At 65.9% G+C, this 25,427-nt stretch carries 21 protein-coding genes and 1 pseudogene; 2 read left to right on the forward strand and 20 right to left on the reverse strand.

Annotated elements, in window-relative coordinates:
- Positions 1 to 103: 103 nt before the first annotated feature.
- The 7 genes from ACWEQQ_RS43765 to ACWEQQ_RS43795 all read right to left on the reverse strand — a co-directional run bounded on the left by ACWEQQ_RS43765 (position 104) and on the right by ACWEQQ_RS43795 (position 4,117).
- Entirely contained in the window at positions 104 to 976 is an 873-nt protein-coding gene (locus tag ACWEQQ_RS43765) for a class I SAM-dependent methyltransferase (RefSeq protein ID WP_452352400.1), read from the reverse strand.
- Positions 898 to 1,257 (reverse strand): antibiotic biosynthesis monooxygenase family protein, encoded by a 360-nt coding sequence (locus ACWEQQ_RS43770; protein WP_452346553.1) that lies wholly within the window; start codon positions 1,255 to 1,257, stop codon positions 898 to 900. The genes ACWEQQ_RS43765 and ACWEQQ_RS43770 overlap by 79 nt, the downstream gene beginning before the upstream one ends.
- Positions 1,254 to 2,507 carry a beta-ketoacyl synthase N-terminal-like domain-containing protein gene (locus tag ACWEQQ_RS43775; RefSeq protein ID WP_452352401.1) on the reverse strand — a complete coding sequence of 418 codons (1,254 nt, stop codon included), beginning with the start codon at positions 2,505 to 2,507 and terminating at the stop codon, positions 1,254 to 1,256. Before ACWEQQ_RS43775 ends, ACWEQQ_RS43770 begins: the two co-directional genes overlap by 4 nt.
- Entirely contained in the window at positions 2,504 to 2,923 is a 420-nt protein-coding gene (locus ACWEQQ_RS43780; protein WP_452352402.1) for a cupin domain-containing protein, read from the reverse strand. The genes ACWEQQ_RS43775 and ACWEQQ_RS43780 overlap by 4 nt, the downstream gene beginning before the upstream one ends.
- Positions 2,924 to 2,987: 64 nt before the next feature.
- Positions 2,988 to 3,455 carry an SRPBCC family protein gene (locus tag ACWEQQ_RS43785; protein ID WP_452344806.1) on the reverse strand — a complete coding sequence of 156 codons (468 nt, stop codon included), beginning with the start codon at positions 3,453 to 3,455 and terminating at the stop codon, positions 2,988 to 2,990.
- Complete coding sequence (locus ACWEQQ_RS43790) at positions 3,455 to 3,712, reverse strand: acyl carrier protein (protein ID WP_354844502.1); 258 nt, start codon at positions 3,710 to 3,712, stop codon at positions 3,455 to 3,457. Before ACWEQQ_RS43790 ends, ACWEQQ_RS43785 begins: the two co-directional genes overlap by 1 nt.
- Entirely contained in the window at positions 3,713 to 4,117 is a 405-nt protein-coding gene (locus ACWEQQ_RS43795; protein ID WP_452344807.1) for a TcmI family type II polyketide cyclase, read from the reverse strand.
- Positions 4,118 to 4,393: 276 nt separating this feature from the next.
- Between ACWEQQ_RS43795 and ACWEQQ_RS43800 the strand changes: the two genes are divergently transcribed.
- Positions 4,394 to 9,862 (forward strand): ATP-binding protein, encoded by a 5,469-nt coding sequence (locus tag ACWEQQ_RS43800; RefSeq protein WP_452352403.1) that lies wholly within the window; start codon positions 4,394 to 4,396, stop codon positions 9,860 to 9,862.
- 19 nt (positions 9,863 to 9,881) lie between these two features.
- Here the strand turns inward: ACWEQQ_RS43800 and ACWEQQ_RS43805 are convergent, their stop codons facing one another.
- The 3 genes from ACWEQQ_RS43805 to ACWEQQ_RS43815 form a co-directional block, all read right to left on the reverse strand.
- Positions 9,882 to 12,158, reverse strand: a complete 2,277-nt coding sequence (locus ACWEQQ_RS43805; RefSeq protein ID WP_452352404.1) for a serine/threonine-protein kinase — start codon at positions 12,156 to 12,158, stop codon at positions 9,882 to 9,884.
- Between the two features lie 154 nt (positions 12,159 to 12,312).
- Positions 12,313 to 13,272, reverse strand: a complete 960-nt coding sequence (locus tag ACWEQQ_RS43810; protein WP_452344810.1) for an amidohydrolase family protein — start codon at positions 13,270 to 13,272, stop codon at positions 12,313 to 12,315.
- A 76-nt stretch (positions 13,273 to 13,348) separates the two neighbouring features.
- Entirely contained in the window at positions 13,349 to 14,497 is a 1,149-nt protein-coding gene (locus ACWEQQ_RS43815) for an amidohydrolase family protein (RefSeq protein WP_452352405.1), read from the reverse strand.
- A gap of 99 nt (positions 14,498 to 14,596) precedes the next feature.
- Here ACWEQQ_RS43815 and ACWEQQ_RS43820 point away from each other — a divergent pair, with 99 nt between their 5' ends.
- Complete coding sequence (locus ACWEQQ_RS43820) at positions 14,597 to 15,244, forward strand: TetR/AcrR family transcriptional regulator (RefSeq protein ID WP_452344812.1); 648 nt, start codon at positions 14,597 to 14,599, stop codon at positions 15,242 to 15,244.
- Here the strand turns inward: ACWEQQ_RS43820 and ACWEQQ_RS43825 are convergent.
- The 10 genes and pseudogenes from ACWEQQ_RS43825 to ACWEQQ_RS43870 all read right to left on the reverse strand — a co-directional run.
- Positions 15,198 to 15,485, reverse strand: a pseudogene (locus tag ACWEQQ_RS43825) (4-hydroxy-2-oxovalerate aldolase); the annotation flags it as partial. The gene ACWEQQ_RS43820 and the pseudogene ACWEQQ_RS43825 overlap by 47 nt on opposite strands.
- 18 nt (positions 15,486 to 15,503) lie before the next feature.
- Positions 15,504 to 15,644 (reverse strand): hypothetical protein, encoded by a 141-nt coding sequence (locus ACWEQQ_RS43830; RefSeq protein WP_452352406.1) that lies wholly within the window; start codon positions 15,642 to 15,644, stop codon positions 15,504 to 15,506.
- An 81-nt stretch (positions 15,645 to 15,725) separates the two neighbouring features.
- Positions 15,726 to 17,480, reverse strand: a complete 1,755-nt coding sequence (gene mhpA / locus ACWEQQ_RS43835) for a bifunctional 3-(3-hydroxy-phenyl)propionate/3-hydroxycinnamic acid hydroxylase MhpA (protein WP_452352407.1) — start codon at positions 17,478 to 17,480, stop codon at positions 15,726 to 15,728.
- Positions 17,477 to 18,505, reverse strand: coding sequence for a VOC family protein (locus tag ACWEQQ_RS43840; protein ID WP_452344814.1), 1,029 nt, complete (start codon positions 18,503 to 18,505; stop codon positions 17,477 to 17,479). Before ACWEQQ_RS43840 ends, mhpA begins: the two co-directional genes overlap by 4 nt.
- A 2-nt stretch (positions 18,506 to 18,507) precedes the next feature.
- Positions 18,508 to 19,371, reverse strand: a complete 864-nt coding sequence (locus ACWEQQ_RS43845) for an alpha/beta fold hydrolase (RefSeq protein WP_452352408.1) — start codon at positions 19,369 to 19,371, stop codon at positions 18,508 to 18,510.
- A gap of 174 nt (positions 19,372 to 19,545) precedes the next feature.
- Complete coding sequence (locus ACWEQQ_RS43850; RefSeq protein ID WP_452352409.1) at positions 19,546 to 19,722, reverse strand: hypothetical protein; 177 nt, start codon at positions 19,720 to 19,722, stop codon at positions 19,546 to 19,548.
- Between the two features lie 133 nt (positions 19,723 to 19,855).
- Positions 19,856 to 21,373, reverse strand: a complete 1,518-nt coding sequence (locus tag ACWEQQ_RS43855; protein WP_452352410.1) for a flavin-containing monooxygenase — start codon at positions 21,371 to 21,373, stop codon at positions 19,856 to 19,858.
- A gap of 902 nt (positions 21,374 to 22,275) precedes the next feature.
- Positions 22,276 to 22,974 (reverse strand): lysophospholipid acyltransferase family protein, encoded by a 699-nt coding sequence (locus ACWEQQ_RS43860; protein WP_452352411.1) that lies wholly within the window; start codon positions 22,972 to 22,974, stop codon positions 22,276 to 22,278.
- 18 nt (positions 22,975 to 22,992) lie between these two features.
- Positions 22,993 to 23,904, reverse strand: coding sequence for a patatin-like phospholipase family protein (locus ACWEQQ_RS43865; RefSeq protein ID WP_452352412.1), 912 nt, complete (start codon positions 23,902 to 23,904; stop codon positions 22,993 to 22,995).
- Between the two features lie 847 nt (positions 23,905 to 24,751).
- Complete coding sequence (locus ACWEQQ_RS43870; protein ID WP_452352413.1) at positions 24,752 to 25,330, reverse strand: TetR/AcrR family transcriptional regulator; 579 nt, start codon at positions 25,328 to 25,330, stop codon at positions 24,752 to 24,754.
- Between the last annotated feature and the right edge of the window lie 97 nt (positions 25,331 to 25,427).

Consider the following 25,427-nt stretch of genomic DNA (forward strand, 5'->3'; position numbering starts at 1 on the left):
CGGTAGCGCCGACACTCGTCTTGATGTCCCAGGAATCGTTGTCATTACGCATAATCATCACCTTTCTCCGGCCGAAGCCGGGCTGATCTTCCGGTCGTCGAGCTCAATGCGGATCGCGCGCGGAGAAGAGACAGACGACACCTGACTGCCGGATATGTACCTCGGCGAAACGCGCCTTCAACTCATGCGAGATGGACTCGATGCTGTCGCCCCTATTGCCGAACACCTTTTCTCGATTCAGGTAACGCATCAGTGCGCGCGACCAGGGGGTATGCTCGGCACTTTCGCCCAGAATAGTACTTCCGAATACTCGGGCACCGGGCGCGAGATGAGGTATCACGTGGTCGAAGACCACCGATTTTTGCCGGACCGAACCGGGCAGGCAGTGCAAGAGGAAGTTCATGCCGACAGAATCGAACTGTGCGGCAGGATAGAGGTCCAGTGGTTCGAAAACGTTGCTCTGGCAGATGGTGGGGTGATAGCGCTCGATGCGTCTCGCGGCGGTGTCGAGTACCACATCATTCAGATCCAGCAATGTAATCGACGGATTCGGCGGGAGTTTACAGTTGTCCAGAAACCATCCCGTTCCCGGGCCGATGTCGAGATGGCGACCGGCAATATTGGCGTCATAGTGCGCCAACATTCTCGTGCGTGGACATCGCCAGATCCAGCGACTCACCGTCCCTAATACCATCCGGTCGTACACGGCCAACTCTGATCGATTATAGTGCTCGGCGCCTGCGCGAATGCGTGCGGCAGTCGGTGCCGAGATGTCTTTTTCAGATGTGCTCGATGCGACTTTCGAAATGCGCATGATGATCATTTCTCCGACCGTGTCGGGGTTGATGTTTCGGTGGTGGTTGATGTTTCGGTGGTGACGGGGCAGCCCGGCCAGATCTACCAGGCCGTCTCGCGGGCTGCGGCGGTCGTGGCCGCCACGATGGTGAACTTCAATGACCTTGCGGCGGTGAAACATTCACGCATCGGACCGACGAGCGTGCGGTGTTCCGGCGTGGCTTCCCAGTCGTAGAAGTCCTGGAGGTCTTGCCACTCGCTCGTGATCAGCCACTGCTCGGGATCGGTCGCCGATTGGCAGACCTGGTCGACGATATGCCCGGGAACGCCCTCGGCGACGACGTGCCGGATGTCCTCGTAGGCAGCGAGGAACTCGTTTTGCCGTTCCAGTGGCACGGTGATCAAGAAGACGACACGACCGCGCCCGAGGCGGCTGCCGTTGATGCTCTCGTTGTCGTTCACTGTGAGACTCCTTCGGGTCGGCGCAGAACCAGCGCACTGTTGAAGCCGTCGTATCCGCGTGCGGCGACGGCGGCGATGTCGATGGCTGCTCGCTGCGGAGCAGCGACGAAATCGAGTTCGCACCCCGGCGCCGGATTGGGCAACGCCCCGAACGCGGGCAGAGTGTGTTCCCGCATGGCCAGCACAGCGGTTGCGACGTCGAGCGCGGAGCTGCCCTGGGAAGCTCTGCCCAGCAGTCCTTTCTGACCGGTGACGGGTACCCCGTCCGGGAAGACGGTGCGGATCGCGTCGGCTTCGGCCCGGTCGGCAGCCGGTACACCGACCGCGTCGGCGAACACGACATCCGTGTGCCCTGGCGCGGCCTGCGCCCGGTCCAGTGCTCGCTGCAGTGCGGCGGCAAGGTACCTCGACGGCGGCTCGACCGTGGTGTCGCCCCAGGGGCGGGAGGTACGACCGTCCTGGGTGGCCGCATACCCGGCGATCTCCGCGTACACGTACGGCGCGCCGCGCCGTAGCGCGTGCTGCTCTTCTTCCACGACGAAGATGGCGCCGCCTTCGGCGGGGACATATCCGGCGGCATCGGCATCGAAGGGCAGATATGCGCGTTCGGGGTCCGTCTGCCGGCTCATCCATCCGCTGCGACGCGAGGCCGTGAGCGCGTAGGGGCACAGTGGCGCCTCGGTGCCGCCGGCCAGGACGACATCGGCGGCGCCGCGACCGATCGCGCGCGCGGCGTATCCGAGGCTGTCCAGGCCGCCCGCCGCTTCGGCGACGAGCACGCTCGACGGACCCTTCATCTGATGCAGAATCGATGTTTGCCCAGCGCTTGCCGCATAGAACCAGGCGATCGATTGATAGGTGCCGACGGTGCGCGTCGATCCCGACCACAGTCGCTGCATCTCCCGCTGGCCGAAATGATTTCCACCCGTCGAGGCCGCCAGGGCCACCGACTGCCGGTACGGATCGACGGTGGACGGATCGAGCTCGGCATCGGTCAAGGCCTGTGCTGTCGCCGCCAGCGACATCCACGTCCACCGGTCGGTCTGCACGATCAGACGGCGATCCAGGTAATCTTCCGGCACGAAGTCACGGACCTCTCCGGCCAGCGTGGTCGAATACGCGGAGGCATCGAATTGCGTGATCGGTGCGATCCGATTCTCGCCTGCCACAACGGTTTTCCAGTGCTCGCTCGCCGAGTTTCCGCTCGGGGCGACGACACCGATCCCGGTGATCACTGCGCGGCGGTTCATCGCGCTCTCTGCGCGGTCGCGGCGCCATCCGTCGACGCTTCCGTGTCCACATGGCCGAGTTCGGGTCGCGGGGCGAGCGGTCCCAGGTGAAAGACGATGCTCGCGGTCTCGGTCCCGGTATTGCGCACCCGGTGCCGGACACCGATCGGCACGAACAGTCCCTGCCCCGCGGACAACGACCACTGCTCATCGTCGAGGTCGACAGTCAGGTCTCCCTGCACGCAATACAGAAACTCCTCCGAATACGGGTGATAGTGCTCGGCGATACGCTCCCCCGGCTCGAGGGTGGCAACTCCGGTGAAACCAGACGTGCTGCCAACGGTTTTCGGACTCAGCACAGTCCTGATTTCACCGCCCCGGCGACGGTCTGCGGGCAGGTCGGAAACATCGATGCGAGCCGGCGGCAACTTCGTCATAGTCAAAATTCCTCTCGATGAGTGATGCGACATGGTGGATTCGGGGGGCTTGTTGGTGTGGCGGTCAAGCACGCGGCGGCGCGCCGACGAGATGTCCTTCGACCTTTTCCTTGATGAGCTGCATCTGGATCACACTGTTGGTATTGATGCGATCGGTCATGCCGGCGTCGTCGATCGGCGCGCCCGGACGCATATGAAAGTCCTGCACCCAAGTCATCCGCGTACCCGATCCGGACTCGGCATAACTCCAATGGATCTGCATGTACTCGAACGGCCCGGTCTCCACCCGATGCGCGTCCACGGTCCGATTCACCCGATCAACGGTCCGCTCACTGACCCAGCTCCACACCTGCCCCGCCTCGTCGGGATGCATCGTCAGCCGGAAACGAACCGTGTCACCCTCCTCCGCGAGAACATCGACAGCGGCATACTCGGAGAACAAATTCGGCCAGGACCGAACATCATTGGTCGAATCCCACACCACCTCGAGTGGCGCATCGATCAGGATCGAATTCTCTGTGTGTCCCGACATCACGCAACCTCCTTGATAAAAGCGAACTCGACGAACCGAACCACGTCACCACCGGTCATCCCGAGCAGTTGAGCAGGCAACCTGACATCGAAGTCACGTTCCACGACACTCTGAATCTCGAAGACCGCCAACGAATCCACACCGATCTCCTCCAGAGTCAGCGCGTCCGCCCTCTCCAACTCCTCCGGCCCGATGTCGACCCCGACATGCTCGTCCAAGATCGCGCGCAACGTCTCGATGGTGAATACATCCGACATTTACTTCTCTTCCTTCCCTCGTGTAGTGAAACCCGAAGCCGATCGGTTAGGGATCTCCAGCCTCGGACCGGATTCCGGTGTCCAGCTGTAGAACATGCGAGCCCGCGCATCCTCCGGCGATTGCCAGTTCGCGAGATAGGGCGAAACGAACTCGCGCAACCGGGCACTGACCCGGGCGAACTCCGGATGCCGCGCAGCCCTGCCAATCGCGGCGCCACCGGGCTCCTCGGTCTCCACCAAGTGCACATACAGATCATCCAAAGCCCACAGCTCACGCCGGGTCACACCCGCAATCCCCGGTAGATCCGTCAAAGAATCAGATTCCGCGAAGATCTCGCCAACGTTGGAAATAGCATCCGGACGCACGTGAGCCACGATCAGCGAACGATGAGGTTGAAATACCATCGGCCTTCTCCTACTTGAGCTTTGGTGGGGAACATGGAACCCGGTATCTGTCTTTTCGGGGTACAACGAACCTACGAGTTGAGACCGGTCGGTATCCATCACCCTCGAGGCCCTCCGACTCGTCCCCAGGGTGAAGACAATCAACACCTGAGGTGATGTCCGGCGGTGGGACACTTTTTGATGACTCTCTCGGTGCCGTTGCGCGCCACACCGTCGAAGCGGTGTTAACAATGAATGCCGACGACGCGATTCGCCGACACGAGAATGGACGGAGAAATGATCCAGCGGATTGCCATAGTCAATAGAGGCGAACCAGCGGTGCGTCTGATCCGGGCTGTCCGCGAGCTCAATGCCGAGTACGACCACGGGATCCGCACCATCGCCCTGCACACCCATGCCGAGCGGCGTGCGCTGTTCGTTCGCCAGGCCGACGAGACCGTCACCCTGCGGCGCAACGGCGCCACCAACCCCTATCTGGACCACGCCGAGCTCGAGCGCGCGTTGATCGAGGCCGCGGCCGACGCGGTCTGGGTGGGCTGGGGTTTCGTGGCCGAGGACCCGGTGTTCGCCGATCTCGTCAGCAAGCTCGGCATCACCTTCATCGGTCCGTCCTCGCACGCCATGCGCCTGCTCGGCGACAAGATCGAGGCGAAACTGCTGGCCGAAAAGGTCGGCGTCCCCGTCGCGCCCTGGTCCGGCGGCCCGGTCGAGACCGGCGCCGACGCCCGCAGGCACGCACACGCCATCGGCTATCCGCTGATCATCAAGGCCCGCTCGGGCGGCGGCGGCCGCGGCATCCGCAAGGTGTACGCCGAGGACGAACTGGATCTCGCGCTCGAGCGCACCCAGCGCGAGGCCGAACGTTCCTTCGGCGACCCCGTCGTGTTCCTGGAACGCCTGGTCACCGGCGCCCGCCACATCGAGGTCCAGGTGATCGCGGACAACCACGGCACGGTGTGGGCGCCCGGCGTGCGGGACTGTTCCATCCAGCGCAAGAACCAGAAGGTGATCGAGGAATCCTCGTCTCCGGTGGTGACCAAGGACGAGGCCGATCACCTGCGCAAGGTGTCCGCCGACCTGGTGAAGGCGGCCGGATACTGCGGCGCCGCCACCGTCGAATACCTCTACCAGCCCGACGAGCGGCGGTTCACCTTCCTCGAGGTGAACACCCGCCTCCAGGTCGAGCATCCGATCACCGAGGCCACCACCGGCCTGGACTTGGTCAAGCTGCAGATCCACGTGGCGTCCGGCGGCGCGCTCGACGGCGAGGGCCCGTCGGAGTTCGGCCACGCGATCGAGGCCCGGCTCAATGCCGAGGACGCCGACAACGGTTTCGCCCCGGCGCCCGGAAGGCTGCAACTGCTCAGGTTCCCGCTGGGCTCGGGCCTGCGGGTGGACACCGGCATCGCCGAGGGCGATGTGATCCCGCCGGACTACGACTCGATGGTGGCCAAGGTGATCGCGTGGGGCCGCGACCGCGACGAGGCGCTCGCCCGGCTGCGCACCGGGCTGCGCGAGACCACGGTCGTCGTCGAGGGTGGCACCACCACCAAGTCGTTCCTGCTGGACCTGCTGAGCCGCCCCGAGTTGATCTCCGGCGAGGCCGATACCGGCTGGCTGGATCGCACCGGCGCCGGCACCGCGGACGGCCCGACCGCGGTCGCCGATGTCGCGCTGCTGGCCGCTGCCATCGACACCTACGACACCGAGGAAGCGCACGAGCGTGCCGCCTTCCTCTCCTCCGCACGCGGCGGCCGCCCACGGGCCAGGCACGCCATCGGGCGGACGGTGGAGCTGTCCTATCGCAACCAGCCCTACACGCTGGTGGTCGGCCAGGTGGGCCCGCGGCGCTACCAGGTGAGCGGCGATTCCGGTGACCTGGAGGTCGTCGTCGATCGGCTGAGCGCCTTCGAAAGCCGCTACGCGATCGCTCACCGCCGCCATCACGTCGTCTCGGTGGCCGGGCCGACCGGCTACCTGGTCGAGGTGGATGGCGTCGGCCACCAGATCAGTCAGGACGAGGCCGGCATCGTGCGGGCGCCCGCGCCCGCGGTCGTGGTCGCGGTTCCGGTCGCGGTCGGCGACGAGGTCGAGGCCGGCGCCACCCTGGTGGTGCTGGAATCCATGAAGATGGAGACCGCGGTCCGTGCCCCCGGTCCGGGCCGGGTCCGGGAGCTCAACGCCGTGGTGAACTCGCAGGTGGATGCCGGTGCGCCGCTGCTGCGCGTGGACGCCATCGATACCTGTGACGCCCTCGGGGGCGTCGGCGAGAGCCGCCGCGTGGAGTTCGCGCCGCCGGAGCAGATCCGCGGCGACGCCCGTTCCGAGGCCTTCGCGCGGCTGGACGCCCTGAGCACCCTGCTCACGGGTTACGACGTCAGCGCCGCCCGGGCCCGCACGCTGCTCGAGGAGTACAACGAGCTGCGCAACGAGCTGTCGGGGGACGACCCGGAGCTGACCCAGGCCGAACTGGCGATCCTGACCACCTTCGCCGACGTCTGCGAGCTGTCCCGCAACCGCCCGACCATCGGCGAGAGCGAGGTGGCCGACCCCGTGCACAGCCCGCGTGAACACTTCCACTCGTTCCTGCAGTCACTCGACGTGGATGTGCAGGGATTGCCGGAGTCCTTCCGCGCCAGGCTTTCTCGCGCATTGGGACACTACGATGTGACCTCGCTCGACCGCACGCCCGAACTGGAGGAGGCGGTCTATCGCCTGTTCCTGGCCCTGCAACGGATGGACAACCAGGTACCGGTGATCGCCGGCGAACTCGAGCGCTGGCTGGCCAATGCCGACGAGCGCACCGCGGAGGTGCCCGAGCTCAGGGAGGTGCTCGACCGCCTCATCCTGGCCACGCAGTTGCGTTATCCGCTGATCGGCGACGTGGCACGGACCCTGCGCTTCCGGGTATTCGACGAGCCGCTGATCCGCGCGGCCCGCGAGGATGTGTACGACAAGGTGCGCGGTAGCCTCGCCTACCTGGCCCGGCGGCCCAGCGCCTCCTTCTACGCGCGGCGCGTCGCGGCCATGGTCGACGCCCCGGAACCTTTGACCGGCCTACTGGGGCAATACATCTCGGATCCGAACCCGCTGCTCGAGGTGATCACCCGGCAGTACTACCGGATCCACGACCTCGACGACGTGATGGCCTTCGACCGCTCGGGCCGGCACCTGGTGACCGGCACGTTCGAGCTCGCCGGGGAGCGGCTGCACCTGGTCTCCACGGTGGCCGAACATGCCGACCTGGCGGCCACGCTCGACGTCGTGGCCGACGCGGCGGGGCCGAACGTGCCGAATCTCGTTGTCGACATCTACATTTCGTGGCACGATGCGCCGGCCGACGGGGACGAGCTGTCGGCGGCGCTGCGCACCGAACTGGAAGCGCATCCGCAGTCCGGCACCTGGCGGCGTATCTCGGTGGCGGTCCTGGACGGCGACACCGCCGACGTCCGGCATGTCACCTTCCGCCGCACGGAATCCGGGCTCTCCGAAGACCTCATCATCCGTGACATGCATCCGCTCACCGGGCAGCGCTTGGACCTGTGGCGGTTGAAGAACTTCAACGGCACCCGTCTGCCCGCGCCGTCCGGCATCTATCTGTATCACTCTGTCGCCAAGCACAATCCGGCCGACGAGCGGTTCATCGCCCTCGCCGAGGTACGCGACTTCTCCGCCCAGCGGGACGAGAACGGCGAGATCGTGACCGTACCGGCGATCGAGCGCAAGATCGCGGCGTGCCTCGACGGCATCCGCCGCGCGCAGACGCAGCGTGAGCCGAAGCGGTTGGACCACAACCGGATTGCGCTGTTCGTCTGGCCGGTGATGGAGATCCCGTCCGACCGCATCGAGGTGATCGCGCACACCATCGCGCCACTGACCCTGGGCGCCGGCCTGGAGGAGATCACCGTCATCGGCCGCCTCTCGACGGGCCCCGACGACACGATTCGCGATGTGGCGCTGCGCTTCTCGTACCATTCGAGCGACGAGATCAGTTTCGCGATCACCGAGCCGCCCACCGATCCGCTGCGCCCGCTCGACGAGTACGCCCAGCGGGTGCAACGCGCCAGGGCTCGCGGCACCGTCTATCCGTACGAACTGATTCCGCTGCTGACCCGCGGTCGCGGCAGCTTCACCGAGCTCGACCTCGATTCGTCCGGAAAGCTGGGGCCGGTGGACCGCCCGTACGGCCGCAATACGGCCGGCGTGATCGTGGGGCAGGTGACCACGATCACCGACCGTTATCCCGAGGGCATGACCCGTATCGCCCTGTTCGGCGACCCGACCAAGGCGCTGGGAACCGTCGCCGGGAACGAATGCGCACGCGTGGTCGCCGCCATCGATCTCGCGGAGAGCCTCGGCGTGCCGGTGGAATGGTTCACGCTGTCCTCCGGTGCCACCATCTCGATGGACAGCGGCACCGAGAACATGGACTGGGTGTCGCGTGCGCTGCGCCGGATCATCACCTTCACCCAGGGCGGCGGCGAGATCAACATCATCGTCGCGGGCATCAATGTGGGCGCCCAGCCGTATTGGAACGCCGAGGCGACCATGCTGGCGCACACCAAGGGCATTCTGGTGATGACTCCGGACAGCGCGATGGTGCTCACCGGCAAGCAGTCGCTGGACTACTCCGGTGGCGTCTCGGCCGAGGACAACTTCGGCATCGGCGGTTATGACCGGGTGATGGGCCCGAACGGCGAGGCGCAGTACTGGGCGCCGAACCTGACCGCCGCCTGCGACATCCTGTTCGCGCACTACGAGCACGCGTATGTCGCTCCGGGCGAACGTTTCCCGCGTCGGGCGGTCACCACCGATCCGGTCGACCGCGACGTGCGCAGCTACCCGCACGTGCACCGCTCCAGCGACTTCAGCGTCGTCGGCGACATCTTCTCCGCCGAGCAGAACCCGGAGCGCAAGAAGCCGTTCGATATCCGCACGGTGATGCGGTCGGTGGTCGACCAGGACCACACGGTGCTGGAGCGGTGGGCGGACATGGCCGGCGCCGACACCTCGGTGGTGTTCGACGCCCATCTGGCCGGCTATCCGGTGACCGTGGTGGGCTTCGAATCCCGCACGATCCAGCGCAAGGGCTGGGTCCCGGCCGACGGCCCGGACACCTGGACCTCGGGAACCCTGTTCCCGCAGTCGTCGAAGAAGACGGCCCGCGCGATCAACGCCGCCAGCGGCAACCGGCCCGTGGTGATTCTGGCGAATCTCTCCGGTTTCGACGGTTCGCCCGAATCACTGCGCAACATCCAACTGGAATACGGCGCCGAAATCGGCCGCGCGATAGTGAATTTCGACGGCCCGATCGTGTTCTGCGTGATCTCGCGCTACCACGGCGGAGCCTTCGTGGTCTTCTCCGGCGCGCTCAACGACAATATGGAGGTGCTCGCGGTCGAAGGCTCGTTCGCCTCCGTGATCGGCGGCGCACCCGCGGCGGCGGTGGTGTTCTCCCGCGAGGTGAACAACCGCACCGCAGCGGACCCGGAAGTACGCGAGCTCGAGGCGCGGATCGCCGCCGACGGCGCCGAAAGGGCCCGGCTGCGAGTCGAACTGGCCGCCCGGCAGGCCGCGGTGCGCTCGGACAAGCTGGGCGAGGTCGCCGCCGAGTTCGAGGCGATCCACACCATCGCGCGCGCCCGCGAGGTCGGTTCAGTGCATTCGATCATCCCCGCGGCCGCGCTCCGCCCGCAGATCGTCGCGGCCATCGAGCGCGGCATGGCCGGCGCAGCGGCCTCCTAGCGTCCCACGCCGGGAGTTGTCATGCGTCCTCGATGCCCGATCGCTTCTCGACGACCCGCTCGAGGGCCCGCAGGTCGGCCTCCAGCTTTCGGAACAGCCAGTAGGTGGCCACGAACGCGAGTCCGGTGATCACGCACAGCCACAGCACCGAATCCATGATGCGCGCACGCTCGTCCTGCCCGAGGAAGCTCAATCCGGTAACCACGGCCACCAGGGGCACCGATGCCGCAATGCCGAGGTAGACCGTGCATCTGCGGCGCAGTGCGCGCAGGTGGGCGGCATCGCGAGCCGTCGTGCGGCCATGGCGCAAATAGATCGGGTACACGCAACGGACGATGTAGAACGTCTGCACGAAGAACGTGTAGGAAACCGCGAACGCGGCACACACCAGCACGAACTCCACCGAATGCACCAGCAGCCGCGGCGGAAGGCGGACCACCGTGGCGAGCAGGGCCACGAACACCCCCGCGCCGATCGTCCAGAACACCAGGGTGAACATCACGTCGAAATCGGCCCAGAACAGGGTGAACGACCGGACCCGGGCCAGCAGCGCCTCGTCGTAGCGTCTGCCCTTGCGCAGGCCGCGGGGCACCGCGATCAGATGCCGACAAATATAGAACCAGCTCGCGAGGGCCAGCGGCCAGGCGATCAGGTGGAAGATGTTCGTCAACCGTAAGAGCTCCGAGCGGGTGGCACCACCGGGCAAGAGCCCGCTGCCGAACTGCATGGTTTGCCCGTACAGGTAGCCCGCCGCCAGGCCGTCGGCGACCAATGCGATAAGCCACAGGATCGGGACGTAGTGGGGCGAAAGCCGTGCCCGCCAACTGTTCTCCGGTGGATAGACGAGGTCACGGGCCCGCTCGTCGAGGCACAGATCGAACTGCACAGCCAATTCCGATCCGCTGCCGTAGCGGGACTCGCGATCCGGTGACAGGCAGGTCAGCAACACCTGCCGCAACGCCGCAGGACAATCGGCGGGAACCTCGGACAGGAACCGCGCATCGATCGGCCGGCGACGCAGCTCCAGCATCCGGCCCAGCGACGTCTCCGACATACCGGCGCATTCCTCGTCCGCGAACGGGATACGGCCGGTGAGCAACGCCCACAACATCACCGCCAGCGCATAGATGTCACTACGCGTATCGAGGTCACCGGCCGTCCCCGGAAGCTCCGGATGGCACGCCTCGAGCTGTTCGGGTGACATGTAGGCCAGCGACCCACCGAAGTACGCCAGCGGGCTGGTACCCCGGATCTGTCGACTGAAGCTGACATTGAAGTCGGCGAGCTTGGGTATCCCGTCGGCGCTCAGCAGCACGTTCGCCGGTTTGATGTCGCGATGCAGCACCCCGCGCCCGGCGGCGTGCCCGAGCGCGTCGGCGAGCCGGCACCCCAGCCAGGCGACCGTTTCCGGCCACGTCATCGCCGCGATCCGGGCCCGCACCGCCGTATCAGCAGCACGAACCTCACCCTTGTCCTCGAGCACCCCGTCGACGGCATCGAGCAACACCCGCCCGCTACGGGCATCAACCGGGGTCGACCGCAGTCGATTCAGCACATCGAGCAGCGTGCCGCCCGGCAGGTACTGCATGTAGAGCAGCTTGAGCTCGCCGTCGGCGATCAATCGCTGGTCGAAGATCCGCACGATGTACTCATGGTCCAACTGGGCAAGGGTCTCCGGCTCGGTGCCGTGATTGTGCGAGATCTTCACCGCGACCAGCCGCTGCATCGACCGCTGCCGCGCCAGATACACACGAGCGAACGCACCCTCCCCGATCATCGTCAGCAAATCGAAGTCCCCCACCCTGTCACCGGGATTGATCGCCCCGAGCGCGACCTGCGCGCTCGGGCGAGCGACCATCGTGCTGCGATATTCGGTCGTGTCCAGCTCGACAGGAGGCCGGCCGATCTCGGTGGCTTCGGGCTCGGCAGCCCCGGCTTGCGTCGGCTCCTCCCCCGCGACCGGCTGCGAGCCGGAGCCACGGCGGAGGGCGTGGTATTCCTCGTAGACCAGGTCCGCAGGCGGTGGGCCGCTGCGCAGTTCGGCGTACTGCTCGCAGTATTCGGCGAGTCGCTTGGGAAAGTGATGCCGAACCCAGCGGTTCTCGAGGTCGACCTTGATCAGTTCCACCAGCACCGCCCGCCGCTCGGCATCGGCGTCGGGCAGGTACGCCGACAGGTCGGGAGGACACCCTGACGCGGCCCACGCCTGCTCGAATCGGGCCGCGGCCGCGGCGAGCGCCGTGCGGCTCCGTTCGGCTGGATCGATGATCAGATCCTCGAAGGGCTCATGCACCACATCGGTACCCCGAGACGTGAATCCCCGAGGTGTGGCCGCACGCGACGATCGACAACCACACCTGAATAAACGACACAGCTTCGGTGCCATCCCCTTACCGGCACCTCCAAAGCGTATCGCGCAACCATCGAGCACACACCGATACGCGAGGCCCTCAAGCCTTCAACCGGGGGAACAACGCCTCCGCGTTGCCACGGTCGATGGCCGCGCGCAGGGAGTCGTCCAGCGGGTAGTTCTCGTATTCGTGATTGATGAAGTCGACCGCGGCGGGCGGGGCGAAGGGGAAGTCGCTGCCGTAGGTGATGTGGTCGGGTTCGGCGACCGCCAGCAGGCTCGGTAGTGCCGCGGGAGAGGCGGACAGGGCGACGTCGTAGTAGAACCGCTTCAGCACGGTCGGGTCGACGGCGGTATCGTCGGCCGGAATTGGCTGCTGCGCAGATGTTTTCGCGACGAACATCGCCAAGAGGATCCGAGAGGCGATGTAGGGGACGAATCCGCCGGCGTGGGCGAGAATGAATTTGATGCCGGGATATCGGTACATGGCGCCGGACAGGATGAGACTGAGCGCCGTGCGGGTGGTGTCGAGCAGGAAGTCGGCCGCGAAGCTCGGGATGCCCGGCACCGGCTCGGCCGGCAATTCGCCCGGGTGAATGAAGACCACGCTCTCGCGCTGGTGCAGCAGTTCCAGCAGTGGCGCGAACTCCGGATCCCCGAGGTAGCGGCCATCGTTGTTCGCCAGCAGCACGATTCCGTCGGCGTGCAGGGCGTCGAGCGCGTATTCGGCCTCGGCCAGCGCGCCGTCCACGTCCGGCAGGGTCAGCGTGGCGAACAGCCCGAACCGGTCGGGTCGTCGCCGCACGATCTCCGCGCCGTATTCGTTCACCTCACGGGCCCAGGTCCGGGCTTCAGCCGTGCCTCCCAGGCAGACTCCCGGTGTGGACAAGGACAGGATGCCGGTCCGGATGCCGCGGCGATCCATGAAATCCACGGCCTCGGATTCCGACCACTGTGGTAGATCGATGCCGCCGGGACGAATTCCCCTGGCGTGCAGCAAGTCCGCGTATTTCGGCGGCACGAGGTGTTGATGAGTGTCGATGCGGTTCCCGTGTCCCACGGTTCTCCTCCTTCAGGGACGATTCACGGTCGGCGAGATATTCGGCGCGCCGCGCGGTGCGAGCCGAAGCTACGGGTCACCCGCCCACGGCCTGTGCGAGCCGGGGAAGCTGTCGTAGCGGATTGAGCCGTTCGACCTCCATACGCTGATCGGTATCGAAGATATCGCTCAGCCCCGGGGCAGGATCGTGTGTCCCCGATTGCGGGAGTGTCATGGCACTGAACGGCCAATCCGAGCCGAAGACGATGTGGTCGCGAGCGGTGACCGCGAGCACGCTCGACATGGCCGCGGCCGAGCCGCTCAGCGCCGTGTCGTAGTAGAAGTTCGAGATCTGCGCTGCGGTATCCAGCAGCGAGGGCTTCGGCCACCCCTGCGGCCACATCTGCCCCACCACGGTTTCCGAGGCCACGCCGACCCGCCAGGACAGAAAGGGCAGGGTGCCCCCGGCGTGGGCGAGTTGGAAGCGAATATTCGGGTACCGCTGGGTCACCCCGGTGAGCATCATCATGGTGGCGGCACGGGTGGTGTCGAAGGTGAATTCCTCGAGGAAGTCCGGCAGCGGCAGCGCAGGTTTCGCGGTTCCGGGGATGGCCGCGGGATGGACGAAGACATACGCGCGGCGTTGTTCGAGCGCGATCATCAGCGGTTCGAAACGCGGATCGCCGAGATAGACGCCGTCATAGGCCGACAGCAGGATGACCCCGTCCAGACGCAGGTCATCCAAGGCGTAGATCGCCTCCTCGATGGCGGCCGGGATATCGGGCATCGGCAGCACCGCGAAGGCGCCGAAGCGGGTCGGGTCGGATTTGAAAAGCCCTGCCGCATAGGTGTTGCAATAGCGGGCCATGTCGGCGGCTTCCTTGCCGGACAGGAACGATACGCCCGGGTCGGACACCGAAAGCGCTTGCGCCTGAATGCCGTAGTAGTCCATGAACGCGATCGCGGCTTCCGGCGACCAGTCCGGCGTCGGGTAGCCACCGATGGTGAGGTGCCCGTGCTCGAGCAGTGCGGCGCGGTAGTCCGGCGGCAGGAAATGCGCATGCAGATCGATGCGGTAGGTGCCGGTGGGCGCGGGCTGCTGGGCGCGGGCAGGAACCGCCAGGTCGACCGGCACGGCCGCAGCGGTTGCCGCGGCGCCGAGCGTACCGGCGACAACGCCGCCGAGAACCCGGCGGCGGCTCATTGTCGCCGGCGGCTGCGGGAAGGATTCGCGCACTTCGTTCATCGCTTTCTGAATGGGGAATTGCGGGAAGGGAGGGCGAAATCGTGTCTGATGGATTTCTCAGATATGATTCGCATACCGTTTTCGACCGGAAGTGAGACCATGGCAGCCGAGCCCGTCACTCGAAATCGCGTCGACCGGCGGCGCGAGCGCACTCGCAACGCGCTGCTCGGCGCAGCACGGAAGTTCTTGTCGGAGGGGCGATCCGCGGTCAGCATTCAAGAGATCACCGACGCGGCCGATGTCGGTTTCGGATCCTTCTACAACCACTTCGACTCCAAGGAACAACTCTTCGACGAGGCGGTGCGCTCGGCCCTGCAGGTCTACGCCGAGCTGCGTGACGGTATCGTGGAGCTCTACGACGACCCGGCCGAGGTGTTCGCGGTCAGCTTCCGGATGACCGGGCGGCTGCAGCGGCAGATGCCGGAAATGGTGAAGGTGATCCTGCATTCCGGCATGTCGATCCTGCTGCGCGAGGAGGGCCTGGCCCCGCGCGCCCGCCGCGACATTCTCGCCGCGCAGGAGGCGGGCCGCTTCGAGCCCATGGATGCGGACATGGCGATCATGGCCGCCGGCGGCGCCCTGCTGGGCCTGCTGCAACTGCTGGACGCCCAGCCCGACGCCGACGCCGACGCCCGCACCGACGAGATGACCTTCCACCTGCTGCGCATGTTCGGCATGAACAAGCGCGCCGCCCAGAAGCTCACCAGCAGTCCGCTGCCGCAGCTGCCGCAGCTGCCGGAATCCTGAGGTCACCCGCCCGGCCGCCGATCAGGTCGGGGGCGATATCGACGATCATGTCCTCGTGCCCGCCCACCAGGCCGTGCCGCCCGGCCTCGGTGAGCACATCGCGGACATCGACTCCATAAGTGGCGGAAGCCTTTTCGGCATGCCGTAGGAAGCTCGAGTACACGCCCGCACAGCCCAGGGCGAGCGTCTCGCGGTCGACCTGCACCGGCCGGTCCAGCGGCGGGCGGATCAGATCGTCCGCCCGCGTCGGGCAGCTGGTTCAGCGCCACCCGCTGTTTCCGGCCCGCAGCAGGTCGCCGAAGTCGCGGGCGGTGCGGGCCAGCCAGGCCAGGGCCTCGAGCGGATCCCCGAGGCAGGCGGAACCCGTTCCGATCGAGACGATCTCGCCGTCGATCGCCATCTCGACTTCCCGCGGATCGAACTCGTCCAGGGAAAGCCGATCGGGGCCGAGCGCGAACCATCCGCTGGACGCGTTGTGATGTCATCGAGCCTCCTCGAGATGCCGATCCTGTGCCGTGAGGGGACCGAAGTGTGTTGGCGCCACTCCGATTTGACGGGTCGATCCGAGGACCTGCCGACGCAGCTCGGCGGCCAGCGGGCCGCCTCGTCCGGCCGCGGCGATGCCGAAGACGAATCTGTCCGGGCGTAGCAGCACGAGCCCGCGGGCGCCGACGCCGGCTTTGCCGAACCACCGGGTCAACGCGCCGGTGTGGTCCTCGACGTCCGTGTGGTCGTGTCCCGCCGAGCGGCCGTCGCCCACCACGCCCTGTGGACGGCCTCCGAAGGGGTAGACGGTGATGAACCGCGTACCCAGCGCCCGCAGCGCGGCGAGGTCGTCCGCGTCGAACGCCGTGCGGGGGTCCACTCCGTAACCGAGCACCGCGAAACCGAGCCCGAGCACATCATCGAGACGCTGTTGGCGGCCGTCGTAAGTGCGCACCTGTGGCTGCGGGGAAAGGGTGCCCTCGACCCCGCGCAGCCCGAGCCGATGGCGGGGCAGTCCGAGGTAGGCGTCGTTCCGGAATCGCGGTCGCGGCTTCATCTTCGCCGCGCGAATCCAGCCGCCCAGCCCGGGGACCCGCAGCGCGGTGGCGAGCGCGAGGTCTCGGCCTGCGGCCAGCAGCTTGTTGTCGATGGAGACGAAACTCTTGTTGAACACCGAAAAGTCGATCATGGCTTTGGCATGCGGCGCGCGTTCCGATTCATAACTGTTCAGAATCGCCTGGCTCGCACCGTGTTTGATGACCGCGGCGAGCTTCCACGACAGGTTGTCCGCGTCCCGGACCCCGGAGCCCATGCCCTGGCCGACGAACTGTGGGGTCATGTGCGCGGCGTCGCCCGCGATGAGGATCCGGCCGACTCGCCACCGGTCGGCGACGACGGCGTTGAAGGTGTAGACCAGCTTGCGCAGCACCTCCACCTCGTCCGGATCGACATAGCGAGCGATGTGGCGGCGGACGGTCTCCGGATCCTCCATCTCCTCCTTCGTCTGCGAATCGGTCAGCATGAACTCGAAGCGGTGATGCCCGCCCGGCTGCGGACAGGACACGATCGGCAGCTCGGGATCACAGACGAAATTGAAATAGGGCAGATGCCGGAACGCGTCCACGCCGTCCTTGGCCTTCAAGTCCACGACCAGCCAGCGTTCCGGGAAGCTGGTGCCGGTCATGTCGATTCCCAGCTTGGTGCGTACCACGCTGCGGCCACCGTCGCAGCCGACCAGGAACTTGGCCCGCACCCGCTCGGTGGTGCCCGCGTCGATGTCGGCTTCCTGCTTGCCGTACCCGGCACCCCGGCACTCGGCGTGCTCGACGGTGACGCCATCAGCATCTTGGTCGAAGTCGACGACCGCCCGGCCGCGGCGCACGGTCACGTGCGGATATTCACCCAGCGCGCCCTCGAGGGTGTTCTCCAGGTACGGCTGGTACAGGAAGTTCACCACCGGCCAGCTCAGTGGCCGCTCGACCTGCTTGAACTGCACCAGCACGTGGCCGTCGCTGCGTACCCATTGCACGGCGGAGTCGACGTTCATATCGGCCGCGAGTTCTGCTGCGGCACCGGCAGTTTGGAAGATCCGCATGCATTCGTCGTCGGTGTATACAGCGCGCGCGAGGCCGTAGTACTCGGGCTCGCGTTCCAGGACCAGCACGCTGACGCCACGCCGGCCGAGCAGATTGGCCAGGGTCAGGCCGCTCGGGCCGAGGCCCACGACCACCACGTCGTAGTCGGTGTTCATCTGATGCGCCCTCCTGCCAGTTCCGGCACGGTGATCTCCGGCGTGCGCACGGTGCGCAGCACCTGGCGGAGCTGGCCGAACCGGTCCAGCACCGTCTCCCCCACCGGGGTGTGTCCCCACTTGCTGATGCCCTGGTAAGTCGTGGGCTCCCAGGTGGACTCGAGTTCCGGGCCGATGATGATCGGGTTCCAGCCGACCTCGAGTTCGAAGCCCGACGGGGTCACGCTGTAGTACGACAGCTGGCGATCGTTGGTGTGCTGGCCAACCGACCACGCCATCCGGAAGCCCAGGTCCTTCACCCGCTGGAAGGAGGCGAGCATGTCATCCAACGTCACGGACTGAATATTGATGTGCTGCACCCGGGTTCGGATCGGATCGATCTTCACGCCACGCAGATTGGCGATGGCAATGGAGTGATGGCGCTCGTTGACCCGCAGGAAACGGATCTTCATCTTCAGCCCGGAGACGTTCTCGTCGATGTAATCGGACAAGCGGGAGTCGAAGACGGTCTCGTAATAGCCGCGCAAGGCCTCGGGCTCCCGCGAGACGATCGCGACGTGCCCCATGCCGGCCTCACCGGTCACCCAGCCGGAGCTGAGCATCCGCAAGGGCTCGGCGGTGGTCACCGGCACCGTGAAGATCTCCTGCACCATGCCTTTCGGCCCGGCGAAGCGCCACAACCGCTCCACGCCGCGCAGCGCCGCCTCGTCGGCGGTGCCCTCGGCAATCGGCACGCCGCGATCGGTGACCCGGGCGATGATGCGATCGAAGGTCTCGTGGTCATCGATCTGCCAGCCGAGTGCGGTCACGTCCTCGGCGGGACCACGCTGGACGAGGAAGCGACAGGTGTGGTCGTCGAGGCGGAAGCGCAGCCCGGCGCCCCCGAGGGCGTCGACGTGCATCCCGATCGCGTCCGCGCCGAAGCGCCGCCAATCGGCCTGCCGATTGGATTGCACGACAATGTATCCCAGATGCACCGCGCCGAAGACCGAGCCGTCCGTGTTGGGACGCAGGAACACGTTCACTGCTACGCCCCCAGAAAGGCGGTGGCCAGTGTGTTGAACAGATCCGCGCGCTCCCACTGCACCCAGTGGCCGGTGTTGGCCGCCAGGTACAGGTCGCAGTTGGGCATGGCGTCGACCAGCATGCGACCGCCCTCGGGCCGGTTCACCTTGTCGCCGGTCCCCCAGACCACCAGCGTCGGCTGTTCGACCTTGCGCAGACGCGAGTCGCGCGTGAAATCCATGCGCAACAGGGTGCGCAGCGCCAGCGGCCCCGACGGCCGCCGCAGCGGCGGATTCGCCACCACGGCCGGATCGAGGCTGGCCTGATAACGCGCCTCGATGAGCTCCTCGGGCACCGAATCACCGTCGAACACCAGGTATTCGCGAATGAACCGGGTGATCTTCTCCCGGCTCGGGCCACTGCCGGTGTAGTAGTTCAGCAACTGCTGAAGTCCGGCGGTAGGCAGTGCACGCGTGGTGCCCACACCACCGGGCCCCATGAGGATCAGCCGATTGACCTTCTCCGGGCGGTCCATGGCCAGCCGCAGCGCCGCGGCGCCGCCGTAAGAGTTGCCGATCAGATGCGCGGAGGCGATGCCGAGCTCGTCGAGCAGCCCGCCCACCGCCTGTGCGAGATCACCGAACGGATCCGCCGGGTCGATCCACTTCGACGACTGCCCGTACCCGGGCATGTCCGGCACGATGACATGAAACCGCTGCGCCAACGCCTCGATATTGCGCGAGTAGTTCGACAACCCGGACGCCCCGGGCCCGCCACCGTGCAGCAGCACCACCGCGGCCCCGGAACCGGCCTCGTCGAAGTAGATCTGCCGTCCCCCGACCCGGACCGTCCGCCCGGTGTCGACGCCCTTGTCGATGCTTGTCATCTCCGCCTCCAGAACCGATGTTGATCAGATCATCAGTTGCGATGGCATCCGTTGTCAAGGCAATTCTGATGAGAGCATCAGAATTGCTGGATTTTGACAGATACGTCCGCATCCGGCGGTGACCGGATCCGGGAGAAGGCCGGTGGCCGTTACAAGAGCGATGTGCGCGGATCCTCACCCGGCCGGTGGCATGACCGGCCAGGCGGGAGCGAATTTCACCGCGGCAGGAGATCGTCGGAAGCCCGGGTGGCGGCAGGTCTCCAGTTCGCCGCACACGTCGTCTTCGAGGTAGGAGGCGAGGCGCTGGACGTGGAGCAGGAATTCACGGCAGGCGATGAAGCCGAAGTTCATCTGCCGCTACTGCAACGGATACATCGCGAGATTCAGCGGTTCCCGAATCGACCACTCCAGCAACGATATTCGCGCACAACGCGAAACCATGCTGCACTTCACCCGCAGCACTGCCACCGCGAAGGATGAACGATCAACCCGTAATCGCCTGTGACGCTTCGGGTTCGATAGCTGCCGCGAAGCGGTGCTCCGCATGAGCGAATTGCAGGATGCCGTCCTCGAGTCTGTGGTGTCGGAAGGTCGGCAGGTCACGAAGGTAGTTCATTCGCAGCCGCCAGGGGGCGCGGTCGCCGCTGCTCGGGAAGTGGGCGCCGCCCCGGCGGAAGTAGCCCGGAGTGAAGTCGGGGACAAACGGTGCGCGGACTGCGTCAGGGTCGTGGACAGGCGTCACGCTGGCGTAAGCGCACCGGTCGAGGTGGCGTAGGAGCCGGACGACGTAATCGCACACCAGATCCGCCTTGAGCGTCCAGGAAGCGTTGACGTAGCCGATGGTGAAGGCGAAGTTCGGGACGCCGGACAGCATCATCGCCTTGTAGGCCAGCCGCTTCGGGACATCGACCGGTTCTCCGTCCACGCTCAGCGCGATGCCGCCGAATACCTGCAACTCCAAACCCGTTGCCGTCACGATGATGTCGGCGGGGACCTCGGTACCCGACGTCAACCGGACTCCCGATTCGGTGAGGGTGTCGATCCGGTCGGTGACCATCTCCACCGCACCGGTACGGATCGCCTCGAACAGGTCGCCGTCGGGCACCAGGCACATCCGCTGGTCCCACGGGTCATAGCGGGGAGTGAAGTGGGTGTCGATGTCGTATCCGTGCGGCAAGGCCGATATTTGGCGGGCGCGCAGCCATGCCCGCGCCCGCTCGGGATACCGGCGGGAGAGTTGATAGATCGCGGTGTCGACGGCGAGGCTCTTCGCCCGCAGCACCCGGTGTGCGATTCCGCGGGGAAGAATCCGTGGTAGCCAGGCGACCCAGCGGTCGCGAGCGGGCACGGACAGCAGGTAGCTCGGCGAGCGCTGCACCATGCTCACTCGCGCCCCCAGCCGCGCCAGCGCGGGACCGAGGGTCATGGCGGTCGCGCCGGAACCCACGATCACGACTCGCTTGCCGGCCACATCCATTTCGTGCGGCCAGTGTTGCGGGTGTACGACCGGGCCCGAGAAGCGTTGCCGTCCAGCAAATTTCGGCGTAAAGCCACGATCGTAGCGATAGTACCCGGAGCAGCAGAACAGGAAGGACGCGGTCAGGACCACGGTTTCGCCGGTATCGGTTCGCTGCGCGCTCACCGTCCAGCGCTGGGTCGTCGACGACCATTCGGCCGCGACCACCCGGTGCCCGAATCGAATCTGCTCGCCGATTCCCTCCTCGCTCACGGTATCGCGCAGATACGTCAGGATCGATGCCCCGTCGGCGATCGACCGGTCCCCCGCCCACGGCCGGAACCGGTACCCGAGCGTGAACATGTCCGAGTCCGACCGGACGCCGGGGTATCGGAACAGGTCCCAGGTCCCCCCGATTTCGGCCCGCGCCTCGAGGATCAGGCAGCGGCGCTGCGGGAAGGCCCGCCGCAGGCGACTCGCTGCCCCGATACCGGAGAGCCCGGCCCCCACGATCAGCACATCGGCATGCTCGACAGCGTCTGCCACGGTAGGAACCCTTCGATCCGGCCCACCCCCTTCGAATTACGACAGCCTAAACGACAGCCGGCCACGCACCGGCCACGCCTACGGGCTACCGCCTGGTAGCAGGTGCACCCGCTGATCTCGCCCACCTCGACCGCGAGCATGGTCGGGTCGTCCGCGGCAATCCCCGGGCCGAGCACCGCCGTCGATCACTCCTTGCCAGCAAGATCCTTCGGACTATTTGAAAATAGATCAGGTTCTTACATCAACATAAGAGCCAAGGTCTCGCCTCCAATGCCCCGCCCATCACCCCGGCCGGTCAGCTGGGGCCGTGGCCAGGTATGTAAATTCACGATCGCCGAGACGTCGCTCGACTCACTCGCATCCGAACCATCCGCGCCGGCACTGGTGAAATCAGTTGCCGAGCGATGAAACTGGCCCGAACCACGATGTATCGCAGCGGTTCAACACGACTCCACCGGAGGCCGGGCTTTTTACATCGGCGGAAGCAGCGTCGCCTGAGCGGGATTCAGCGCGTCGAGCAGGAAACTCAGGTAGCGCCGCCGCGCGGCCTTCTCGAGTTCGACGGTGCCGAGCACGGTGATCACCATGGCGAAAACGTAAGGCACGTCCGGCGGTTCGCGATCGGGCCGCAGGCTACCCGAAGCTTGAGCACGTGCGACCGCGGGGCCGAAGATCTCACCGCTTCGAGCCAGGAAGTCCGCGGTGACCTCGGTCAGATTTCCCACCGAGTCGGCAGGCCCCGCTCGCCCTGAACGATGTCGGCGACACGTTCGGCAACCTCGAGCAGCACGGCCGCGGCAGCGCGTCTTTGTCGAGCTCCGCCAAAATGGGCAGGAAACTGTGCCAAACCTGATAGAGCCAAACCGGCGTCGACCGCAGACAACATAGGGGCGTGTGAATCATCACCGAGTACAGGCGTGCGCGATATCGGCTCCGGAGCACAAGTCTTCGATCCGCGCGCGGACATGATCGAGAAGCTGATCCGGATCGTCGAATGCGGCCGGATCGATGGGTGCGCCGAAACGGAGAGCCATCCGCTGTCGACGATCGACGGCCGGGCGATCCCCACGTGCCGGGCCGACCGGCATCGCGCGATCGGTGCCGATCGTGCCCAAGGGGATGATCGGAGCTCCGGTGGCCAGTGCCAGTTTCGCGAGACCAGGTTTGTATGGTTCATGTTCCCCCGGCGCGACAAGTCGGCCTTCCGGATAGATGATCAGCAAACCACCGTGCCGTAGTACCCGTTCGGCGTGCGACAAGGCGGCGTTTCCGGACTCCTTGTCGCCTCGCTTCACCGGAATCAATCCCAACGCTCGGACAAGCCACTTGACGCGTGGCCACGACCACAGCTCCGCCATCGCGATGAATATTGCGGGCCGATGCAACATCGTCCACAGGACAACGGAATCCAGCGAGGAAATATGATTGCTGGCAATGATCGCCGGGCCGTGTTTGGGCACCGTCTCACGTCCGGTGACCGTGACGCCGACGTACCTGCCCCAGATCGCCGTGCGCAGCAGGAGACGTACGACCTGCGTGACGATCCATGCTCGCTTCCCCAAACCTTCTGGCCGGCGTTCAGATCTGTTGTCCTCGTTCACCTGTCACTCCACCCAGAATTACGAGACTTGCTGCAGACGGCCGTCCGGTAGGGCGTCCAGAACATCCGCGGCCAACTCGCGCCCGGCGACGATCACTGATTCAGCCCGGTGAAAATCCATGACTCCGCAAATGTTCTGGGGTACGTCGATGACGAGATCAGGCGGATTCGCCGCCTCGAGCGGGCGGAAACGGGATGCCAGCATCAACTCGACAGAGCGTTGCGCGACAGCGGTCGCACTGATATCGGCGGACACCCACCTCCGGTCGCCGGGCGTCCCGGCTCGAAGCCGGAAGGCACCGGCCTGCGCTCGTGCGCGGCACCACTGTGACACTGGGCTCGTGCGCAACTGCGCTCGCCCGTACGCGCGATCGGCCGGGCCTGAGAGGTTGACAGCGATCGTCTTGTCTGCCGGACCGAGGGTGGCAGCCGCCGGAACCGGCAGCGGGTCGAGAACACCGCCGTCGACGAAGACATGACCGTCCACCAGCAACGGCGTGATGAACCCTGGGATAGCGATCGATGCACGAATCGCGGTATTCAGATCTCCGTCCTGAAACCATATCGACCGGCTGGTGGTGAGATCCGTCGCGACCGCGGCATACGGAATCGGAAGATCCTCGATGCGAAGGTCACCGAGAATCTCACGGATGAGATCGACGACTCTGTCCGCCCGAATGATCCCGGGCTCGGCGAGCACGGGATCGAGCATCCGTACCACTCCCAATTGCCGGAGATTGGTTGCCCATGTGGTGAATTCATCGAGCCGGCCGGCGGCGAACAACCCGCCGACGACCGCGCCCATCGAGGAACCCGCGACACCGACGATCTCGTAGCCGCGCTCCTCGAGTTCAGCGATAACTCCGATGTGGGCGTACCCACGGGCGCCGCCGCTGCCCAAAGCGAGTTTTACGCGTTTGCCTGTCGACATACCGGACTCCGAAGCCGTATCTGATAGAGGATTCTGGCCGCGAGGCGGCAACTGAGAGTAATCTATCAAATCGATAGTCAACTATCATATGCGGAGGAGGGTGCACTCAGTCACAAGGTTCCCGACGGCCGCCAGGCCGGGAAGGGGGGAGTGCCCGAACGAACATCCCGACCGGCAGGAAGGTGTTGATCGTGCCCGCGAGGATGACCAGTTCCCTCACGAGCCCGTTGCTGGATCACTCCTAGTCGGCAAGATCCTTCGAACTTTAATTGAATGTACATTAATTTCCTAGGTCAACCAAAAAGAGCCGAAGGTCTCACTACCAGCGGGCCCCGCAGTCGTGGTCCCGGATTGCCGCACACTCACAGCTGACACCCAGCCAGCACCAAAACCTGCCAGACGTCCAGCCGTGATCGTTTCCATGTCGGCCCGGAATCAACGGGTGGACAACAGGATTCGAATCCGACGACAGGAGCAGATGGACATGGGTTACTCGAAGCTGGCAAGCATCGCCGGCGTCGGGGCGGTAACGCTCGGCTTGCTCTCTATCGGCGCGAGTGTCGCGAATGCCGATCAGGGACAGGCTCAGCTCCAGGGACCGCCCGCTGCGCAACAGTGCCCGCCGCCGGTCGGCGACCAAGGCCAGCCGCCACAGGGCCAGCCACCGCAGGGTCAACCGCCACAGGGCGAGCCCCCGGGGCAGCCCCCGCAGTGTCCTTCATCTGCGCAGTAGCCCCGGCTCATCCGGGCCGGTATGCCCAGCCGAGGATGCGGGCCAGCGGTCCAGCTGACCGATACCGTCATTCGTTCGCCGTGAGAGTTCACGGCGAACGAATGGACCGTACGGCTACAACGGCGGAAGTGGCGTGGCCTGTGCGGGGTTCAGCGCATCCAGCAGAAAACTCAAGTACCGCCGTCGCGCGGGTTTCTCGAGCTCGACGGCGCCGAGAGCGGTGATGATCATCGAGACGAGGTACGGAACATCCTGCGGCTCGATGTCCGGACGTAGGTTTCCCGCGGCCTGAGCCCGCGCGACGGCAGCCCCGAAGATCTCCTCGCTCTGCGCCAGGAATTCCGCGGTCACCTCGGTGAGATTGCCGACCGAGGTGACGAGCCCGCGCTCACGGTGCATGATGTCGGCCACATGTTCGGCCACATCGAGCAGGGCCTCCCGGGGCCGGCCTTCCGCGTCGAGCTCAGCCAGTACCGGTTGGATCTCGGTCGTGAGGATCCGTTCGTAGACGGCACGGGCCAACGCCTCGCGGTTGGGGAAGTGGCGGTACAACGTCGCCACTCCGACGCCCGCTTCGCGCGCGATGTGAGCGAGGGTCGCCGAGCCGCCCTCGGTGGCGAACAGCCGCCGGGCCGCATCGATGATCCGGGAGATGCTTGCGAAGGCGTCCGTCCGAAGCGGTTTCGTCGCCACGCAGACATCGCTCCTTCAGTCGATTCACCGATACCGGGGTTGTGACCGAGCGTACCTTGCGAGCCAAAACGATAGTTCACTACCGTTTTGATAGCTG

Source organism: Nocardia sp. NPDC004123, from assembly GCF_053603795.1.

What these genes read in the sequence shown, in the direction of transcription:
- ACWEQQ_RS43765 (WP_452352400.1), bottom strand. Translation starts at nt 976, where the DNA reads ATGTTTCACCGCCGCAAGGTCATTGAAGTTCACCATCGTGGCGGCCAC.
- ACWEQQ_RS43775 (WP_452352401.1), bottom strand. Translation starts at nt 2,507, where the DNA reads ATGAACCGCCGCGCAGTGATCACCGGGATCGGTGTCGTCGCCCCGAGC.
- ACWEQQ_RS43780 (WP_452352402.1), bottom strand. Translation starts at nt 2,923, where the DNA reads ATGACGAAGTTGCCGCCGGCTCGCATCGATGTTTCCGACCTGCCCGCA.
- ACWEQQ_RS43785 (WP_452344806.1), bottom strand. Translation starts at nt 3,455, where the DNA reads ATGTCGGGACACACAGAGAATTCGATCCTGATCGATGCGCCACTCGAG.
- ACWEQQ_RS43790 (WP_354844502.1), bottom strand. Translation starts at nt 3,712, where the DNA reads ATGTCGGATGTATTCACCATCGAGACGTTGCGCGCGATCTTGGACGAG.
- ACWEQQ_RS43795 (WP_452344807.1), bottom strand. Translation starts at nt 4,117, where the DNA reads ATGGTATTTCAACCTCATCGTTCGCTGATCGTGGCTCACGTGCGTCCG.
- ACWEQQ_RS43800 (WP_452352403.1), top strand. Translation starts at nt 4,394, where the DNA reads ATGATCCAGCGGATTGCCATAGTCAATAGAGGCGAACCAGCGGTGCGT.
- ACWEQQ_RS43815 (WP_452352405.1), bottom strand. Translation starts at nt 14,497, where the DNA reads ATGAACGAAGTGCGCGAATCCTTCCCGCAGCCGCCGGCGACAATGAGC.
- ACWEQQ_RS43820 (WP_452344812.1), top strand. Translation starts at nt 14,597, where the DNA reads ATGGCAGCCGAGCCCGTCACTCGAAATCGCGTCGACCGGCGGCGCGAG.
- ACWEQQ_RS43830 (WP_452352406.1), bottom strand. Translation starts at nt 15,644, where the DNA reads ATGGCGATCGACGGCGAGATCGTCTCGATCGGAACGGGTTCCGCCTGC.
- mhpA (WP_452352407.1), bottom strand. Translation starts at nt 17,480, where the DNA reads ATGAACACCGACTACGACGTGGTGGTCGTGGGCCTCGGCCCGAGCGGC.
- ACWEQQ_RS43845 (WP_452352408.1), bottom strand. Translation starts at nt 19,371, where the DNA reads ATGACAAGCATCGACAAGGGCGTCGACACCGGGCGGACGGTCCGGGTC.
- ACWEQQ_RS43850 (WP_452352409.1), bottom strand. Translation starts at nt 19,722, where the DNA reads ATGAACTTCGGCTTCATCGCCTGCCGTGAATTCCTGCTCCACGTCCAG.
- ACWEQQ_RS43865 (WP_452352412.1), bottom strand. Translation starts at nt 23,904, where the DNA reads ATGTCGACAGGCAAACGCGTAAAACTCGCTTTGGGCAGCGGCGGCGCC.